General features: G+C 64.5%; 18 protein-coding genes. 3 read left to right on the forward strand and 15 right to left on the reverse strand.

Annotation, left to right across the window (positions count from 1 at the left end; translation table 11 throughout):
- Positions 1-6: 6 nt before the first annotated feature.
- From era to hrcA, 8 genes are all read right to left on the reverse strand, one after another.
- Positions 7-921 carry a GTPase Era gene (gene era / locus JOE66_RS11235; RefSeq protein ID WP_205109489.1) on the reverse strand — a complete coding sequence of 305 codons (915 nt, stop codon included), beginning with the start codon at positions 919-921 and terminating at the stop codon, positions 7-9.
- Positions 918-2273, reverse strand: coding sequence for a hemolysin family protein (locus JOE66_RS11240; protein WP_205109491.1), 1356 nt, complete (start codon positions 2271-2273; stop codon positions 918-920). Before JOE66_RS11240 ends, era begins: the two co-directional genes overlap by 4 nt.
- On the reverse strand, positions 2270-2737 hold the full coding sequence (ybeY, locus tag JOE66_RS11245) for an rRNA maturation RNase YbeY (protein WP_205109493.1): 468 nt from the start codon (positions 2735-2737) through the stop codon (positions 2270-2272). Before ybeY ends, JOE66_RS11240 begins: the two co-directional genes overlap by 4 nt.
- The gene (locus JOE66_RS11250) at positions 2734-3822 is read right to left on the reverse strand and encodes a PhoH family protein (protein ID WP_372435492.1); all 1089 of its coding nucleotides are present in this window, start codon (positions 3820-3822) and stop codon (positions 2734-2736) included. Before JOE66_RS11250 ends, ybeY begins: the two co-directional genes overlap by 4 nt.
- On the reverse strand, positions 3809-4168 hold the full coding sequence (locus JOE66_RS11255) for an HIT domain-containing protein (RefSeq protein ID WP_205109497.1): 360 nt from the start codon (positions 4166-4168) through the stop codon (positions 3809-3811). The genes JOE66_RS11250 and JOE66_RS11255 overlap by 14 nt, the downstream gene beginning before the upstream one ends.
- A gap of 65 nt (positions 4169-4233) precedes the next feature.
- Positions 4234-4980, reverse strand: coding sequence for a 16S rRNA (uracil(1498)-N(3))-methyltransferase (locus JOE66_RS11260; RefSeq protein WP_205109499.1), 747 nt, complete (start codon positions 4978-4980; stop codon positions 4234-4236).
- A gap of 58 nt (positions 4981-5038) precedes the next feature.
- Positions 5039-6154, reverse strand: a complete 1116-nt coding sequence (gene dnaJ / locus JOE66_RS11265) for a molecular chaperone DnaJ (RefSeq protein ID WP_205109501.1) — start codon at positions 6152-6154, stop codon at positions 5039-5041.
- 102 nt (positions 6155-6256) lie between these two features.
- Complete coding sequence (gene hrcA, locus JOE66_RS11270) at positions 6257-7279, reverse strand: heat-inducible transcriptional repressor HrcA (protein ID WP_205109503.1); 1023 nt, start codon at positions 7277-7279, stop codon at positions 6257-6259.
- Between the two features lie 240 nt (positions 7280-7519).
- Here hrcA and JOE66_RS11275 point away from each other — a divergent pair, with 240 nt between their 5' ends.
- Positions 7520-7954 carry a DUF4870 domain-containing protein gene (locus JOE66_RS11275; protein ID WP_205109505.1) on the forward strand — a complete coding sequence of 145 codons (435 nt, stop codon included), beginning with the start codon at positions 7520-7522 and terminating at the stop codon, positions 7952-7954.
- A 97-nt stretch (positions 7955-8051) separates the two neighbouring features.
- Positions 8052-8495, forward strand: coding sequence for a DUF4870 domain-containing protein (locus tag JOE66_RS11280; RefSeq protein ID WP_307827167.1), 444 nt, complete (start codon positions 8052-8054; stop codon positions 8493-8495).
- Positions 8496-8539: 44 nt separating this feature from the next.
- On the opposite strand, the gene JOE66_RS11285 is transcribed toward JOE66_RS11280, so the two are convergent.
- From JOE66_RS11285 to JOE66_RS11305, 5 genes are all read right to left on the reverse strand, one after another.
- Positions 8540-9832, reverse strand: a complete 1293-nt coding sequence (locus tag JOE66_RS11285; RefSeq protein ID WP_205109507.1) for a coproporphyrinogen-III oxidase family protein — start codon at positions 9830-9832, stop codon at positions 8540-8542.
- Positions 9833-9865: 33 nt separating this feature from the next.
- The gene (locus JOE66_RS11290; RefSeq protein WP_307827168.1) at positions 9866-10531 is read right to left on the reverse strand and encodes a DUF1990 domain-containing protein; all 666 of its coding nucleotides are present in this window, start codon (positions 10529-10531) and stop codon (positions 9866-9868) included.
- A 116-nt stretch (positions 10532-10647) separates the two neighbouring features.
- Complete coding sequence (locus tag JOE66_RS11295; RefSeq protein WP_205109511.1) at positions 10648-11313, reverse strand: SIMPL domain-containing protein; 666 nt, start codon at positions 11311-11313, stop codon at positions 10648-10650.
- A 21-nt stretch (positions 11314-11334) separates the two neighbouring features.
- A complete protein-coding gene (lepA, locus tag JOE66_RS11300; protein ID WP_205109513.1) occupies positions 11335-13185 on the reverse strand; it encodes a translation elongation factor 4 in 1851 nt (616 codons plus the stop codon).
- Between the two features lie 61 nt (positions 13186-13246).
- Positions 13247-14404: a pyridoxal phosphate-dependent aminotransferase gene (locus tag JOE66_RS11305; protein WP_205109515.1), complete on the reverse strand. Its 1158-nt coding sequence runs from the start codon at positions 14402-14404 to the stop codon at positions 13247-13249.
- Between the two features lie 164 nt (positions 14405-14568).
- Between JOE66_RS11305 and rpsT the strand changes: the two genes are divergently transcribed.
- Complete coding sequence (rpsT, locus tag JOE66_RS11310; protein ID WP_205109517.1) at positions 14569-14829, forward strand: 30S ribosomal protein S20; 261 nt, start codon at positions 14569-14571, stop codon at positions 14827-14829.
- Positions 14830-15008: 179 nt separating this feature from the next.
- Here rpsT and holA read toward each other — a convergent pair whose 3' ends face one another.
- Together holA and JOE66_RS11320 are read right to left on the reverse strand one after the other, a co-directional pair.
- Complete coding sequence (holA, locus tag JOE66_RS11315) at positions 15009-16079, reverse strand: DNA polymerase III subunit delta (protein WP_372435493.1); 1071 nt, start codon at positions 16077-16079, stop codon at positions 15009-15011.
- A 9-nt stretch (positions 16080-16088) separates the two neighbouring features.
- Positions 16089-16934 carry a ComEC/Rec2 family competence protein gene (locus JOE66_RS11320; protein WP_205109519.1) on the reverse strand — a complete coding sequence of 282 codons (846 nt, stop codon included), beginning with the start codon at positions 16932-16934 and terminating at the stop codon, positions 16089-16091.
- Positions 16935-16960: the final 26 nt, after the last annotated feature.

The following is a 16960-nucleotide window of genomic DNA, read 5'->3' on the forward strand; positions in this document are numbered from 1 at the left end:
GGTGAATCAGAATCCCAGCCTGCCCAACTGTTTCGCATCGCGCTGCCAGTCCTTGGCGACCTTCACCCGGATGCTGAGGAACACCTGCTTGCCGACGAGAGGCTCGATCGACGCCCTGGCGCGGGCACCGACTTCACCCAGCCGACTGCCGGACTTGCCGATGATGATGCCCTTCTGGCTGTCACGCTCGACGAAGAGGTTGGCGTAGATCTCGACCAGGTCGCGATCGTCGCGCTCGATCATGTCGTCGATGGTGACGGCAATCGAGTGGGGAAGCTCATCCTGAACTCCCTCGAGGGCTGCTTCCCTGATGAGTTCCGAGATACGGGCTTCGAGCCCTTCGTCGGTCTTCTGGTCGTCGGGGTACAGTTTGCCCGAACGAGGGAGGAGCTTGACGAGTTCTGCCGTCAGAATGTCGAGTTGCAGGTTGCTGGTCGACGAGATCGGGATGATCGCCTCCCAATTGCGCAGCTCCGAGATCGCGAGCAGTTGCTCTGCGACGGCAGGGCGCGATGCCGCATCGATCTTGGTGACGATGGCGACCTTCTTCGCGCCGGGGAAGGCATCGAGTTGCTCATTGATGAACCGGTCGCCAGGGCCGAGCTTCTCGTCTGCGGGTACGCAGAAACCGATCACGTCGACATCGCCGAGCGTCGACTGCACGACCGAATTCAATCGCTCGCCAAGGAGCGTGCGGGGGCGGTGCATACCCGGCGTGTCGACCAGGATGAGCTGGCCATCCGGTCGGTGCACGATGCCGCGGATCGCCCGCCGTGTGGTCTGGGGCTTCGAGCTGGTGATGGCGACCTTCTCGCCGACCAGGGCGTTCGTGAGAGTCGATTTGCCGACATTGGGCCGACCGACGAACGAGACGAATCCCGCCCTGAAGTCGGGGTCGGTGACGGATTCTGAGCCGATCATTCGGACTCCTTCTCGGGCTTCTTCTTCGTGGTCTTCTGGGACGATCTGGATGATGTGCTCACCTCGTCGGTGAGCGGGAAGATTTCGGGGGCGTCGCGCTCGACCACGACGGTACTGATTCGTCGACGCCGGCCGTCGGTGCGTTCCGCGGTGAGTACCAGACCGGCGATTCGTGCAACCGAGCCCTGGATGGGCAGGCGGCCGAGCGCCTTTCCGAGCAGGCCTCCCACGGAGTCCACGTCGTCATCGTCGAGCTCGATGCCGAACAGTTCGCCGAGTTCGTCGACTGGCAGACGTGCGCTGACCCGGTAGACGCCGAACGAGAGCTCTTCGATGTCGACCGTCTCACGATCGTATTCGTCGGAGATGTCCCCGACGAGTTCTTCGATCAAGTCTTCCATGGTCACCAGTCCAGCGATACCGCCGTATTCGTCGACGACCATCGCGAGGTGGTTGGATTCGAGTTGCATCTGGCGAAGCGTGTCGTCGACCTTCTTCGACTCGGGTACGAAGAGGGCAGGCCTCGCGAGCTCGGAAACAGTGACCGCGTCTACCTGGCGGGGTTTCTCATGGCTGAGCCGCGCCGCGTCGCGCAGGTACAGGATGCCCGTGATCTCGTCGACGCTGCCGGCAACCACGGGCATCCGTGACACCCCCCGACTGAGGAACAGGCCCATGCTCTGCCCGACGGTCGCCTCGACGTCGACCGTCACCATATCGGTACGCGGAACCATGACCTCGCGCACGACAGTGTCGTTGAACTCGAGAATGGAGTGGATGAGCTCCCGGTCGTCTTCCTCGAGCACATCGAGCTCCGTGGCCTCGTCGACCATACTCAGAAGCTGTTCTTCTGACGAGAACGTGGCCGACCGCGGCCGGCCGGGAGTGACCCGGTTGCCGAGGGCGACCAGCGCGCTCGCGATGGGCCCGAGCAGCACACGGAGGAGGTGGACGAGTACGGCCGTCAATCGAAGCACGACCCGCGCGTGCACGCGGCCGACGCTCCGCGGGCTCGAACCGACCAGCACGAACGAGACGGCGGTCATGATGAGGATGGAAAGGGTCAGCGCCAGCCAGATCTGGTCGAGGCTGTAGGCGAGAACGATCGTGACGAGAACGGCAGCCGATGTCTCGACCACGACCCGTACGAAGTTGACCACGTTGATGTGCGCGCCGGTCTCTTCGGCGATCGCACGCAGGGAGCGTTTTGCCCGCGCCCGCTCGGCCAGCTCGAGAATGTCGGCCCGCGACAGCGACGCCATCGCGGAGTCTGCAGCCGCGAACAGGCCGCCCAGCACGACGAGCACGAATGCGACCGCAACGAACGGGCCGACGAAAGGGAGGGTCGTCATACTCTGCGACGGCGCTCCTTCATGGCGAAGCCGACCAGGATGTCACCCTGGATGCCGAACATCTCTTTCTCCTCTGCCGGCTCGGCATGGTCGAAGCCGAGCAGGTGCAGAATGCCGTGGGTCAGCAGAAGCAGTAACTCTTCGAGCGTCGAGTGGCCTGCCGTCTGGGCCTGCCCTTCGGCGACCTGGGGGCACAGCACAACGTCGCCCAGTAGGCCGGGAGGCGTCGGGGCTTCTTCAGTACCCGGTCGCAACTCGTCCATCGGGAAGCTCAGCACGTCTGTCGGGCCCGGTTCGTCCATCCACTGCACGTGAAGCTGCTCCATCGCCGCCTCGTCGACCAGCACGATCGCGAGTTCGGCGTCAGGATGCACGTGCATCTGCTCGAGCGCGTAGCTGGCCAGGCGCAGCAGCGCCTCTTCGTCGACCGGAATCGACGATTCGTTGTTCACTTCAATGCTCACGGGCGATCTCTCTGTGTGCTCGGGTGTCGGGAATCGGTCGACGCAGAGGCCGTGGCTCCTGCGCGACGCTCAGCGGCACGGTTTCGGCCTGCGAGCTGAATCTGGTCGAACCGGGTATAGGCGTCAACGATCTGGCCCACAAGGGTGTGCCGCACGACGTCGTCACTCGTCAGGGTAGCGAAGTGGATGTCGTCGATACCGTCGAGCACACCGCGAACCACCTGCAGTCCACTCGTACCGAGAGGAAGGTCGATCTGGGTGATGTCGCCCGTGATGACCATGCGCGACCCGAAACCGAGACGCGTCAGGAACATCTTCATCTGTTCGGGTGTCGTGTTCTGTGCCTCGTCGAGCACGATGAACGAGTCGTTGAGGGTGCGGCCGCGCATGTAGGCCAGCGGGGCGACCTCGATGGCGCCGGTGGCCATGAGCTTGGGCACGATCTCGGGGTCGAGCATCTCGTTCAGGGCGTCGAAGAGCGGCCTCAGGTAGGGGTCGATCTTGTCTGTGAGTGAGCCGGGGAGGTAGCCGAGGCGTTCGCCCGCCTCGACGGCCGGCCGCGTCAGGATGATGCGGTTGACCTCCTTGCGCTGAAGTGCCTGCACGGCCTTGGCCATGGCGAGGTACGTCTTGCCCGTTCCCGCCGGTCCGATGCCGAACACGATGGTGTTCTCGTCGATCGCGTCGACGTAGTCCTTCTGCCCGGGGGTCTTGGCCCGAACCGTCTTGCCGCGCGTGGTGACAATCGGCTGGCCGAGCGTGTCTGACGGGCTCGATGAACGGTCTGAGTCGAGCATGCGCGCCGATGCAGTCACTTCGATCTCGGTCAATTCGTCGTTGCCAGCCCTGACCATCTGCACCAGTTCTTCGACAAGGCGTTCTGCCGCTTCGACGTCTGCGGAAGGGCCCGTCAGCGTGATCTCATTTCCCCGACTGTGCAGGCTCACGCTCGGGAACTGCTTCTCGACCAAGGTCACGAGACGGTCTTGCGGGCCGAGCAACCTGACCATGGCCAGCCCGTCGACGTGGATCACGGCCTCGGCAGCGCTTCTGCCTGAACCCGGAATGCTTTCAGAACCCGGCAAGGGAACCCTCTTCGAGAGAACCGGCAAGCAGGTGGGCGTGAACATGGAACACCGTCTGCCCTGCGCCCGCGCCGGTGTTGAACACCAGTCGGAAGTCACCGTCGGCGTGTTCAGCGGCGAGCTGGGCCGCGAGGGCGATCATCTCAGCGAGAAGCCCGGGGTCGCCTGCGGCCAGCTCTACGACGTTTGCGTAGCCCTCCGACTTCGGCACAATGAGAATGTGCACCGGCGCCTTGGGTGCGATGTCGGCGATCGCGATCAGCGTGTCTGTTTCGGCATAGATGTTCGCGGGGATCTCGCGGGCCACAATGCGGCTGAAGATGGACGGCTCGGCAGGAACTGGCATGACTCCATCTTAAGCCGGGCACCTGACAGCCGGCCCGCGTGCGTGCGCCGGTCCGGGTGCGCGTCCTACCAGCGGCCCAGCCTGGCATTGAGCACTGCGAGCGCCGCAGGTCCGGCTGTCGACGTGCGCAGAATCGTGCTTCCGAGCCGCACGGGCACTGCTCCCGCGCGAGTCAAGGCCTCAAGTTCCCCGACGCTGATGCCACCCTCAGGCCCCACGACGAGAACGAGGTCGGACTCCGCATCCTCACCGTCGAGTGAGAAGTCGGTGAGTGCTTGGCTCGCCGTCGGCTCGAGAAGGAGCATGCGGGTGGAGCCCGCCAGTCTCACGAGATCGCGCGTCGAGTGCAATTCTGCGACATCGGGAACCCACGCGCGAATGGACTGTTTCGCCGCCTCGCGAACGATACTCCGCCAGCGCTCGACGCCTTTCGCCACTTTGGCACCGGCCCAACGCGACACCGAGCGGTCGGCGCTCCACGGCACGACCCCGGCGACGCCGAGTTCTGTCGCGGCCTGGATGGCGAGCTCATCGCGGTCGCCCTTCGCCAAGGCCTGCACCAGCCAGACCGAGGGTCCGGGCATCCGTTCTTCTGTGACCTCGGTGACCGCGATCGTGAGCTCGGACCCAGAAGCTCCGACGACCGGCCCATGCACGACCAGGCCGCGGCCGTCGCCGATGGAGGTGTGCTGGCCGACGCGCAGCCGGTTCACGGTGACAGCGTGCTTCGCCTCATCACCGTGGAGCGCAACCACATCGCCGACGTCGTGTGGCACAGCAGCAAGGTCATCGCGCAGAAAGAGAGAACTCACCTGCAGAATCCTATCCGCGCCTGCGATACTCGCCGCAGGAGCCTCCGCTTTCGCCTGCTCAGTTCATGAACCTGTCGCGGAGCTTCGAGAACAGGCCCTGCTGGAACTGCCCGAGCGTCGGCGACGGGTACTTGTGAGCCGCAGCAAGCTGCTTGACCAGGTCTTTCTGTTTGTGGTCGAGCTTGGTCGGCGTGACGACCTGGATGCCGATCTTCAGGTCACCGCGACCTCCACCGCGCAGCTTGGTCACCCCACGCGACTTCACCGTGACCACCTCAGAGCTCTGGATGCCCGCCCTCAGTTCGATCTCGACGTCGCCGTCGAGCGCCTTGACCACGGTGTTCGTGCCGAGCACCGCGTCCCACATCTGCACCTCGAGAGTGCAGAGCAGGTCGTCGCCGTTGCGACTGAAGACATCGTGGTGACGCACCTTCACTTCGAGGTAGAGGTCGCCCTGCGGGCCGCCGGCCGGGCCGACTTCACCCTGCGACGGCATCTGGAGGCGAAGACCGGTGTCGACTCCCGCAGGAATGTCGACGGGGATGACACGTCGCGAGCGCACGCGGCCCTGGCCCTGGCAGGTGACACACGGGTTCGGGATGATCGTTCCGTAGCCGCGGCAGGTGCCACAGGGTGAGCTCGTCATGACGTTGCCGAGCAGCGAACGCACCGTGCGCGAGATCTGGCCGGTGCCATGGCAGATGTCGCAGGTGACTTCATGCGTGCCTGGCTGGGCGCAGGTGCCGTTGCAGGTCTCGCAGAGAATGGCGGTGTCGACCTCGAGGTCACGATGGGTGCCGAAGATGACCTCACCGAGGTCGACCTCAACGCGGAGCAGGGCATCCTGACCCCGTTCGGCACGGGACCGGGGGCCCCTGCTCTGGCCCTGCTGGCCACCGAAGAAGGTCTCGAAGATGTCGCCGAAGCCACCGAAGCCCTGGGCGCCGCCCCCACCCCCGCCGAAGCCGGCCTGAGGCCCTCGATCATAGGACTGTCGCTGCCCGGGGTCGCTGAGAACGTCGTAGGCGTGAGTGACGGACTTGAACCGTTCTTCGGCGTCGGGGCTCGAATTCACGTCGGGGTGGAGCTCTCGGGCCAGACGTCGGTAGGCCTTCTTGATCTCGTCTGTCGTCGCGGTTCGCTCGACTCCGAGAACGTCGTAGTGGTCAGCCACGAAGGGCTTCTCCTTTGTTTGTTGCGGAATGTGGTGTGGGCTGTGGGAATCGGGTGGTTCTGACGCTGCGCGCACGCATCAGAGGCGCCTGGGAGGGCTGGATCACGCCTCTCCGAGGCTCTTGGAGAGGTACCGTGCGACAGCACGCACGGCTGCGATGTTGGTGGAGTAGTCCATTCTCGTCGGGCCGAGGACCCCGAGCCGTGCCACCGCACCGCCCGCGGAACTGTACCCGCTGGCAAGCACCGAGGTCTCCGCCAGGCCGAAGGAGGCGTTCTCCCTGCCGATGCTCACCGACATTCCGAACTGGTCTGCCTGCATCTCGCTGAACAGCCGCAACAGCACCACCTGCTCCTCCACGGCTTCGAGCACGGGGAGTACGCTCCCAGCGAAGTCGCCTTCGGTTCGAACCAGGTTGGCCGCACCGGCAATGAGAAGCTTCTCCTGACGGTTTGCAGCCACCTGCTCGGCGAGAACCGTCGTGATCATCGCCACGGCAGATGCCCTTCCGGGTGCGAACTGCGCCGGGAAGATCGCGAGTGCACCCGCGGCTTCGTCGAGGCCGAGCCCCGCGATCGCTGAGTTCACCCGGGCACGCACGTCTGCCAGGAACGCCTCATCGGTGTCGGGGGGAACCTCGACGATGCGTTGTTCGACATGGCCGGTGTCGGTGATGACGACCGACAGCAGCCGCGTAGGAGCAAGAGCCACGAGTTCGACGTGCCTGACGCGTGCCTGCGAGAGCGACGGGTACTGCACCATGGCCACCTGCTGCGTGAGCTGCGAGAGCAATCGAACCGTGCGCGCCAGGACGTCGTCGAGGTCGACGGAGGAGCCGAGGAAGGTCTCGATCGCCTGCCGTTGCGCACCAGAGAGCGGCTTCAGGTCGGCGAGATGATCGACGAAGAGGCGGTAGCCCTTGTCAGTGGGAATGCGACCGGACGAGGTGTGTGGAGCAACGATCAACTCTTCTTCTTCGAGAAGGGCCATATCGTTGCGGATTGTTGCTGCCGACACGCCGAAGGAATGGCGGTCGACGATCGACTTCGACCCCACAGGCTCCCGCGACGCGACATAGTCGTGGACGATGACACGCAGAACTTCGAGGCTGCGTTCAGAAACCATGAACGATGCCGCCTTCCTCGAACTCGTGTTTAGCACTCCGATGATCAGAGTGCCAATTATATATCGCGCGCAGATTACGACACGCTGAGTAAAGATCATTGCCTCGCGTGGGCACCTCGCAGTATCTTGTGCTTGAACGTGTTCGGCGCGCCCCACTGGGTGAAGGGGATCGATTCACGCTCACTGTGACAGAGAAGCAGATCGCTTTTTTCCACATTCGTCTGAAAGGCGCACACGAAAATGTCTGATCCCAACGCAACCCCGCCGTATGACCCCACTTCGGGTCAGCCCGTCCCGCCTCCGCCACCCGCACAGGGCTACGCGGCCGCACCCGCCGCACCCTTGTCGCAATCAGACGACAAACTGTGGGCGTCGCTCGCTCACTTCGGCAACATCATCCTGTTGATTCCTGCCCTGGTCATCTACCTCGTCTTCAAGGACCGCGGCCCGCTGGTCAACCAGGAGAGCAAGGAAGCGCTCAACTGGACCATCAACGTGACCGGGGCTGTGGTCGTGCTGAACATCCTGCAAATCATTCCCTTTATCGGCCTGCTGTTCGGCTTGCTCGTGTTCGCCGTACTCATCGTGAACCTGATCTTTGCGATCATCGGTGGGGTCAAGGTCAACGGCGGAGGCACCTACCGCTACCCGCTGAACTACCGCTGGATCAAGTAGCGGGAGAACTCCCCCACTGCCGGCATTCATCCGACATCCGAGCGCCCCTCCCATTGGGCTCTATCGCGGGGGGCGCTCCGTCGTTTAAGCTGCAGGGGTGACGTACCCGCCTCCCGCCTCCGAGCCGCCCGTGCCGCTCGCCCCGCAGCAGTACGCACCTGCGCTGCCGCTGAACCCGAGCGACCAGCGACTCTGGGCGACGCTCATCCACGTCGGCGGGATCGTATTCGGTGTGCTCCCGTCGCTCATCGGTTTTCTGGTGCTCAAAGACCGGGGGCTGTTCGTTCGGGATCACACCCGTACAGCGCTGAACTTCCAGATCACGATGATCCTCCTGCAGGTGGCGGCGGCCATCGTGACGATGATCGGCTCATTCCTGCTGATCGTGCTCATCGGCATCCCGATCCTGATCATCGGCCTGGTCGCGGCTCTCGGCGGCGCCGTGCTCGTCATCGTCTTCAGCATCATGGCAGCGATCGCGGCCAACAGGGGCGAGTTGTACACCTACCCAGCCTGGAGCGCGATCCCGTTCGTTCACTGATCACCCTCGGGTAGAGTGTCGAACCTCGCCACAGACCGAGCAGGTCAGGCGGTGAGTCGCCTGACCACAGCGTCTGCCAGCAGGCGACCGCGCACTGTCAACTCGATGGTGCCCTCGAACGCCGACTTCGGAACGATCAACTCGTCTGCGATGAGTCCAGCCACTTCGCGCCGCGCTACCTCGCCGAGCGAGGAGATGTGGAGCCCGTGGCGGATTCGCGCCTGCAGCAGAATCCGCTCCAACTCGCGTGCTTCGGCGTCGGGCGTCTCCCGGCCAGCCGCCGGCGACAGTCCAGAGAGCATCCGCTCGGCGTAGGCCGCCGGGTGCTTGACGTTCCACCACCTCGTGCCGCCGACATGGCTGTGGGCACCCGGGCCGATGCCCCACCAGTCGTGACCCTGCCAATAGGCGAGGTTGTGGCGTGACCTGTGAGACTCGTACTCCGAGTCGAGCACGGTGTGGCTGGACGTGACGGGGGCCGCGCCGGCTCGTGGCCCGCGACCCGATCCGCGCGCCCAGTTGCTCACCTCGTACCACTCGTAACCGTGCGAGCGGAGCCGGGCATCCAGAAGCTCGTACATGTCGGCTTCGAGGTCGTCGTCAGGCTCGGGGTACACGCCAGAGCGGATCTGTCTCGCGAGCTTGGTGCCCTGCTCTACGATCAGGGCGTAGGCCGAGAGATGGTCGGGTTCGAGCTGCAGCGCGGCGTCGAGCGATATCTCCCAGTCGTCGAGGCTCTCCCCCGGGGTTCCGTAGATGAGATCGACGCTGACCTGCAGGCCGGCGGCCCGTGCCCACTGAACGACCTGGGGAACCCGTTCGGGCGTGTGCGTGCGGTCGAGTGTTCGGAGCACGTGCGGTACGGCAGACTGCATGCCGAAGCTGACCCGTGTGAACCCGGCTTCGGCGAGTTCGTTCAGGTATCGGGCATCCACTGAATCGGGGTTGGCTTCGGTCGTGACCTCGGCGCCGGGCTCGAGGCCCCAGGTCGAGCGCACGGCGTCGAGCATGTCGATGACCTGGTGGCTGGGCAAGAGGGTCGGTGTGCCGCCACCGAAGAACACGGTCGAGACAGATCGCCGCTTCACACCCGACTCGGTCAGAACCCGGTCGGCGAGGGCGACCTCGAGAACGGCCTGGCCAGCGTAGTCAACCTGCTTGGCGCCGCGCAATTCGCTTGAAGTGTACGTGTTGAAGTCGCAGTACCCGCAGCGGACCCGGCAGAACGGCACGTGCAGGTAGACGCCGAATGGATGCCCGTCGGCACGTTCGGCGGCCGACTCCGGCAGCAGGCCATCCGGCGGAGCGGGGTCGCCGAGCGGCAGCGCGCTACCCATGTGCCGCCTCCGTGCCTTGATCGCTGAGTACGGTCACGCGCGGGCAGGCAACAACGCGCGCAGGTATTCTTTGGTCGCCTTGCGCTGCTGCCACCGGAGCAGCGGCGAACCCAGCCGGAAGAACCACGAACTCGGTTTCGAGAAGCCACGGATGACCACCCACACCGAGTCGTCGTCGTGGTGTTCGACCATGAAACTCTCTTCACCCATCGCGGGGTGGCCGGGAAGTGTGCCGTACGCGAAGCCCACCCGGTGTGTGTCGCTCGTCACCGAGACCACCCGCACCGGTGCGACGAATCGCACCCCGAAGACATGGACGACCAGTTCGGCCGAAACACCGGGGGCAACGTGTGGTGTGCCGTCTTCGGTGTAGGTCTGGTCTTCGTCGAGGCCGCGAGGGGCTACGGGCATTCCCGCCGCGTCGTAGGTGAGCCCGGCATAGTCGGTGTCGCTCGCCGGGGGCAGCTCGATATTCTCGATCTGCATACCGCTGCCTCGCTGTATGCCCCAGGTCAACACGGCCTCGGAGGCCGACTCGAACCGGTCGTCACCCGAGCCGAGGCGTGCGCGCGATTCGAACGGCCTGAAACCCTTCGGCGGGTAGTACATCAAGTCGTCGGCCTGGCTCGCGCCGATCGCCGCGTAGCTCAGCGCCTGCCCGTTGTGCGTCGACCTGGTTCGTCGTTCTGTCTCTGCCACGTGATCCATTATCGCTGTTCGCAGGAGAGGTTTGCTCGTGCCTCAACCTGAACGCGCATTGATCGAGACGATCGGGGCTGCCACTCGCTCCAACCCTTGAACGTCAGTGGGAGAACTCAGGATGCCGCGAAGCGGGCGTGCACGCGGGATTCGACGGTGATGTCTTCGGGCTTCAGATCCAGGCCGCCCTCCTGAGCAGAAGCAGCCATCGCGCGCACCATGGGGGCAGCACCTGCCGGCGAGAACGGCCGGGAATCGTCGCCGAGCATGCCGGGGTCAGCAAGCGCCAGCGGCACCACGGTGGAAAGGCCGAGACTCTGGGCGTAGGCCGTCGCACGACTGACCGCGTCGTTTACGGCGCGCTCCTGCGACTCGGCTGTGATGCGGGATTTTGTGACCTCGGTGAGCGCCCAGTGGATGCCCGTCACCGTCACCCCGTCGAGCGTCGCGACCTTCTCAACCCAGACTGCCAGCGCAGAAAGGTCAGAGAACTTCACCTCCAGCCCGACGCTCGCGTGGTGCACGAGTGGAAGCTGTGCACCCGCATTGTTCCAGGGGCGCTCACTCCACACGCGCATCCGGTCGGCCGACCACCACGTAACGGTGTTGCCTGCCACCAACTGTTGTGCCTGCTGCGTGAGCGCGCCGTGCAACTGGGCCGTACGAGACACGACCGACGCTCGTTCGGGGCCTTGGAATCCGGCAGCAAGCAACACTGTTCCGCGTTCGGCCGGGTGATGGTAGTCGAAGTGCCCCTCGACCGTGATGATGGTTTCGGCCATACGCAGCACCCTACCCGACCGCTATTTTTCTTTCTTGGTCTCGGTGTCGCCGCTCAGGGCGGCGATGAACGCTTCCTGCGGAACCTCGACACGCCCCACCATCTTCATGCGTTTCTTGCCCTCTTTCTGCTTCTCGAGCAGTTTGCGCTTACGGGAGATGTCACCGCCGTAGCACTTTGCGAGAACGTCCTTGCGAATGGCGCTGATCGACTCGCGGGCGATGATCCTCGCGCCGATGGCGGCCTGGATCGGCACCTCGAACTGCTGGCGCGGGATCAGCTTCTTCAGCCGCTCGGTCATCAGCAGACCATAGGCATAGGCCTTGTCTTTGTGCACGATGGCGCTGAATGCGTCGACCGCCTCACCCTGCAGCAGGATGTCGACCTTCACGAGGTCGGCCTCCTGTTCGCCGATGGGCTCGTAGTCGAGGCTCGCGTAACCCTGCGTGCGGCTCTTCAGGTGATCGAAGAAGTCGAAGACGATCTCGCCGAGGGGCATGTTGTAGTGCAGCTCGACGCGGTCGGTGCCGACATATTCCATGCCATTCAGGGTTCCGCGACGGCCCTGGCAGAGCTCCATGATCGTGCCGACATAGTCCTTGGGCGCGAGGATGCTCGCCTTCACCATCGGCTCACTGACACTCTTGATCTTGCCGCCCGGGAACTCGCTTGGGTTCGTCACCGTGACGGTCTTCTTGTCATCGGTGGTGACTTCGTAGATCACGCTGGGTGCGGTGGCGATCAGGTCGAGGTTGAACTCGCGCTCCAGCCGCTCAGTGATGATCTCGAGGTGCAGCAGGCCGAGGAAGCCACAGCGGAAGCCGAAGCCCAGGGCAACGGAGGTCTCTGGCTCGTAGACGAGCGCAGCATCCGAGAGTTTCAGCTTGTCGAGCGCTTCGCGGAGATTCGGGTAGTCCGAGCCGTCGATCGGGTAGAGGCCAGAGAAGACCATCGGCTTGGGCTCGCTGTAGCCCTTGAGCGCGACAGTCGCCGGGCGGGTGAACGTGGTGACGGTGTCGCCGACTTTGCTGAGCCGAACATCCTTCACGCCCGTGATCAGGTAACCGACCTCACCGACGGCCAACCCCTTGCTCGGCGTCGGCTCTGGTGAGCTGACGCCGATCTCGAGCACCTCATGAGTGGATTTGGTGCTCATCATCATGATCTTCTCGCGCGGCGTGAGCTTGCCGTCGATCATGCGCACGTAGGTCACCACACCGCGGTACGAGTCGTAGACCGAGTCGAAGATCATGGCGCGGGCCGGCGCCTCCGGGTCACCCTGGGGTGCCGGGATGGTGGCGACCACGAGGTCGAGCAGCTCTTCGACGCCCATGCCGGTCTTGCCGCTGACGCGGAGCACGTCTTCGGCCCTGCCTCCGATGAGCCCGGCAATCTCTTCGGCGTACTTGTCGGGGTCGGCGGCGGGCAGGTCGATCTTGTTGAGAACCGGGATGATCTTGAGGTCGTTGTCGAGCGCGAGGTACAGGTTCGCGAGTGTCTGGGCCTCGATGCCCTGCGCCGCGTCGACCAGCAGGATGGCGCCCTCGCAGGCGGCGAGCGAGCGGCTGACCTCGTAGGTGAAGTCGACGTGACCAGGGGTGTCGATCATGTTGAGCGCGTACGTCTGGCCGTCGAGGGCCCAGGGCATGCGTACCGCCTGGCTCTTGATGGTGATACCGCGTTCGCGCTCGATGTCCATGCGGTCGAGATACTGCGCGCGCATGTCGCGGTCTGAGACGACGCCGGTGATCTGCAGCATGCGGTCGGCCAGAGTCGACTTGCCGTGGTCGATGTGCGCGATGATGCAGAAGTTGCGGATGAACGCGGGGTCGGTCGACGCCGGCTGGAGTTCCTGTACTGCTCTGGGGCTCACGCGTTCCTCATAGTTTTCGGGCAATGGTGCCCTCAAGTTTACGAGTACTTCGCGTACGCACTCACGCAGTTGATTGTGCGGGTGGGCGGGGCAGGCGACGGATGCCCGTCTCGATGTCTGCGAGGTCTGCAGCCACGCACAGCCGGATCCAGCCCTCACCGTGCCGGCCGAACGCGCTGCCCGGTGCCACGGCCACGCGCTGTTCGAGCAGGAAGCGCTCCGCCCACTCGGCAACATCGCCGCCCGTGGCGTACGAGACGTTGACCCACAGGTAGAACGCACCAGACGGTTCGAGGTACTCGATGCCGAGTTCGCGCAGGAGCTCTGTGGCGGCTTGGAGGTTCTCCCGGTAGTGGGTGGCCGCTGTGAGCACGTGATCCTGCGGCCCGGTGATCGCTGCCACCGCCGCGAACTGAGCCGGGAGGTTGATGCAGCTGATGATCGCCTCCTGCGCCGTTCGAAGGATCTGCGACATGCCGGGCGGGGTCACCAGGTAGCCGACCCGTGCCCCGGTGAGCGCATACGTCTTCGACAGGGAGAACACCGAGAACACCCGGTCTTCATCGTCGAGGGCGGCGATGGAGGTGTGCAGTGCACCATAGGTGAACCGCTCATACACCTCGTCGCTCAGCACCCAGAGGTCGTGCCTGCGGGCGAACTCAAGGACCTCCTCGATGGTCTCCCGCGGAAAGATCGCTCCCAGGGGGTTCGATGGGGAGTTCACAATGATCATGCGGGTGTTCGCCGTGACGAGACGCTCGAGTTCGTCGAAGTCCGGCAGGAAGTCACGGGAGCTGCGAAGTGTGTAGGGCACGGGCACGGCGGAGATCATCCGCGCGTTCATCGGGAAGGTCGAGTAGCCGGGGTCCGGCAGCAGCACCTCATCTCCCGGGCCGAGCGCCAGGGTCATGGCGAGGTAGAGGGCGTGCATGCCGCCGTTGGTCACCCAGACCTGCTCGGCGTCGACCATGATCCCGTTCTCGGCGGCGAGCTTGGCGACGATCGCCGCTCGAAGCTCAGGAATGCCACCGTTGGGCGTGTAGTAGGTCTCGTCTGCCTGCCACGCGCGGGCGGCAGCTTCGAGAATGTGCGGAGCGACGGCGACATCAGGCTCCCCGACGGCGAGAAAGACCACATCGTCGAGCGACTGGGCAAGCTCGAAGATTCGGCGGATGCCCGAAGGGGGCACTGAATCCATGTGCGCGGCGAGATGGGGCATAAGGTTAACGGTAATCGCATCCGAATGCGCGGGTCGCCGCGGTCTGGATTGAAGTAGAGGCCAGCAACTGGTAGTGTTGTCTGTTGGCTTCCGCACTCGTTTTGTGAACGCGAGCTGCGATACAAATACCCCCCAGACCAGCACCAGATACAGAGGATAATTCCGTGGCAAATATCAAGTCCCAGATCAAGCGCATCGGCACCAACGACAAGGCGCACGAGCGCAACAAGGCCGTGAAGAGTGAGCTGAAGACCGCCATCCGCGCCGTGAAGACCAGCGTTGCCGCTGGCGACAAGGAGAAGGCCACCGCCGCTCTGAGCCTCGCAGGCAAGAAGCTCGACAAGGCTGCCAGCAAGGGTGTCATCCACAAGAACCAGGCTGCGAACCGCAAGTCGTCGATCTCCAAGAGCGTCGCCGCACTCTGAATTTATTGATCTGCGCGCGCTCCTCGCGCAGATCTACGAAAAGAAGCCCCGCAGCTGCGGGGCTTCTTTGCGTGATCCCACTACTACAGCTCGCGGTGCGCACAAACGTCCCCGCACGCGGCAACAGCGGGACGAAGCAGCGCACCCGGCACAACTCCGTCGGCCGGGGCACGCTCGGGTCAGCGTTCGCCGCGGGAGGCGATCGTGGCGATCATGCGCTCGAGCGAGTAGACCGGGTCGCGGCCGCCGCCCTTGATGTTCTCATCGGTCTCGGCAAGGATCTGGATGCTGCGGCCGAGGCCCTCGCCCGTCCAACCCTGCAGGTCTCGACGGGCCCGGTCGACCTGCCAGGGTGCCATCCCCAGTTGCCCGGCGAGCTGGCCAGAACCCCCTCGAGTGCCGAGCACCTTCGCCATCGTGCGAAGCTTCATCGCGAACGCGGCAACCATCGGCACCGGGTCTGCACCCGTGGCCAGAGCATGCCGGAGCAGGGCCAGCGACTCGCCATAACGGCCCGCAATCGCACTGTCGGCAACAGCGAAGGCATTGGTCTCGACGCGACCGGAGTAGTACCGCTCGACGGTCGCTTCGGTGATCTCGTCTGAGGTGTCTGCAATGAGCTGCCCACAGGCGCTGGAGAGTTCGGCGAGGTCATCGGTGAACGCCGAAACGAGTGCCCGAAGAGCGCCAGGACTGACCCGTCGACCAGCTGCACGGAACTCAGCGACAGCGAAGTCGTAGCGCTCGGTGTCTTTCTTGAGTTCAGCGCAGACGACCTCGATGACATCGCCACCACTTGCGCGCACGGCATCAAGAAGGCGCTTGCCGCGCACTCCCCCGCCGTGCCGCAGTACGACGCACGTGTCATCGGCTGGATAGGCCAGGTAGTCGATCGCTTCGAGAAGGAACCCGTCGGTGCACTTCTCGACCGATGACACCCTGATCAGGCGCGGTTCGCCGAAGAGCGAAGGGCTCGCCATGGTGAGCAGCTCGCCCGGCGCATAACCGGATGCGTCGATGTCGCTCACTTCGAGGCTCGGGTCTTCGAGCTTCAGCATATCTCTGAGGCGCCTGATCGCACGGTCGGCGAGAAAAGATTCCGGCCCAGAGACAAGCACGACAGCAGCGGGGCGGATGTTCTCCCAGCTCAACTGAGGAATGACCGGGGCGGGCGACTTGGTCGGGGGCTTTGCAGGCGCACGCGAAGAGCCCCTCGCGGCGGCGGACCCGCCGGATCGTGCGCCTACCACCACCACACCTCATCTCTTTTTCTCAACCCTAGCCTGACCGTCTGACCACACCACGATGCCATCGGGCGACGGCGCGACCACGATCATCCCCAGCAGATCGGTACGGAAGACACTGGTCTGGCTGCGACCGAGAATACCGAGCAGCCGGTCAGTCGGATGCCCATACCGATTGTTCGCACCAACCGAAACCAGCCCCACCGCCGCCCTTACGGCCAGGTAGAAGTCTTCGTTCTGGTCGGCACTGCCGTGGTGCGCAACTTTCACGACGTCTTCGTGGCTCAGACGGTTCGCCGCCGAGACCAGTCGCTGGGAGTCTTCGCCCAGGTCACCCAGGAAGAGCGAGCGGAGAGAGCCGGTGAACTCGATCGTCACGCTCGCATCGTTGCCTCTGAGCGCTGTGCCTGCGGGCGGCCAGAGGATGCTCCATGACAAGCCGGCCAGCTCGCCGGAGTCGCCTCGCAGAGCATGGCGAACCTCTGCGCCCGACTTCATCAGCGTGTCTGCCATTGCAGCGTCACGGGCGTCTTCGGGCGGGCCGAGAAGCACAACCGAGACCATTCCAAGGACGGCTGACAGCCCGCCCACATGGTCGCGGTCGTAGTGGGTGAGCACGAGCAGGTCGATGTGAGTGATCGAGAGGCGACCCAGACAGGTGCGGAGCAGAGCGGGGTCGGGCCCGACATCCACCAGCGCAAACCGGTCGGCGTCGTGCACGGCGACGGCATCACCCTGACCGATGTCGCAGGCAGCGATCTGCCAATTGCCCGGCCACGCTGAGCCGGCCGAGAGGGTCACGCCGATGCCCGAGCCCGCGTAGATCGCTGCTGAAACGAGCACAATCAGTGCGCAAATCACTCTGATGATCCGAGCCCGACGGCGCG

Origin of the sequence: Subtercola frigoramans (assembly GCF_016907385.1) — a bacterium.
GTDB lineage: Bacteria > Actinomycetota > Actinomycetes > Actinomycetales > Microbacteriaceae > Subtercola > Subtercola frigoramans.

Excerpts from the sequence above, each read along its gene's own strand:
- JOE66_RS11255 (WP_205109497.1), bottom strand. The coding sequence starts at position 4,168 with ATGCCAGTTCCTGCCGAGCCGTCCATCTTCAGCCGCATTGTGGCCCGC.
- JOE66_RS11305 (WP_205109515.1), bottom strand. The coding sequence starts at position 14,404 with ATGCCCCATCTCGCCGCGCACATGGATTCAGTGCCCCCTTCGGGCATC.
- JOE66_RS11275 (WP_205109505.1), top strand. The coding sequence starts at position 7,520 with ATGTCTGATCCCAACGCAACCCCGCCGTATGACCCCACTTCGGGTCAG.
- era (WP_205109489.1), bottom strand. The coding sequence starts at position 921 with ATGATCGGCTCAGAATCCGTCACCGACCCCGACTTCAGGGCGGGATTC.
- JOE66_RS11285 (WP_205109507.1), bottom strand. The coding sequence starts at position 9,832 with ATGGGTAGCGCGCTGCCGCTCGGCGACCCCGCTCCGCCGGATGGCCTG.
- JOE66_RS11240 (WP_205109491.1), bottom strand. The coding sequence starts at position 2,273 with ATGACGACCCTCCCTTTCGTCGGCCCGTTCGTTGCGGTCGCATTCGTG.
- hrcA (WP_205109503.1), bottom strand. The coding sequence starts at position 7,279 with ATGGTTTCTGAACGCAGCCTCGAAGTTCTGCGTGTCATCGTCCACGAC.
- JOE66_RS11295 (WP_205109511.1), bottom strand. The coding sequence starts at position 11,313 with ATGGCCGAAACCATCATCACGGTCGAGGGGCACTTCGACTACCATCAC.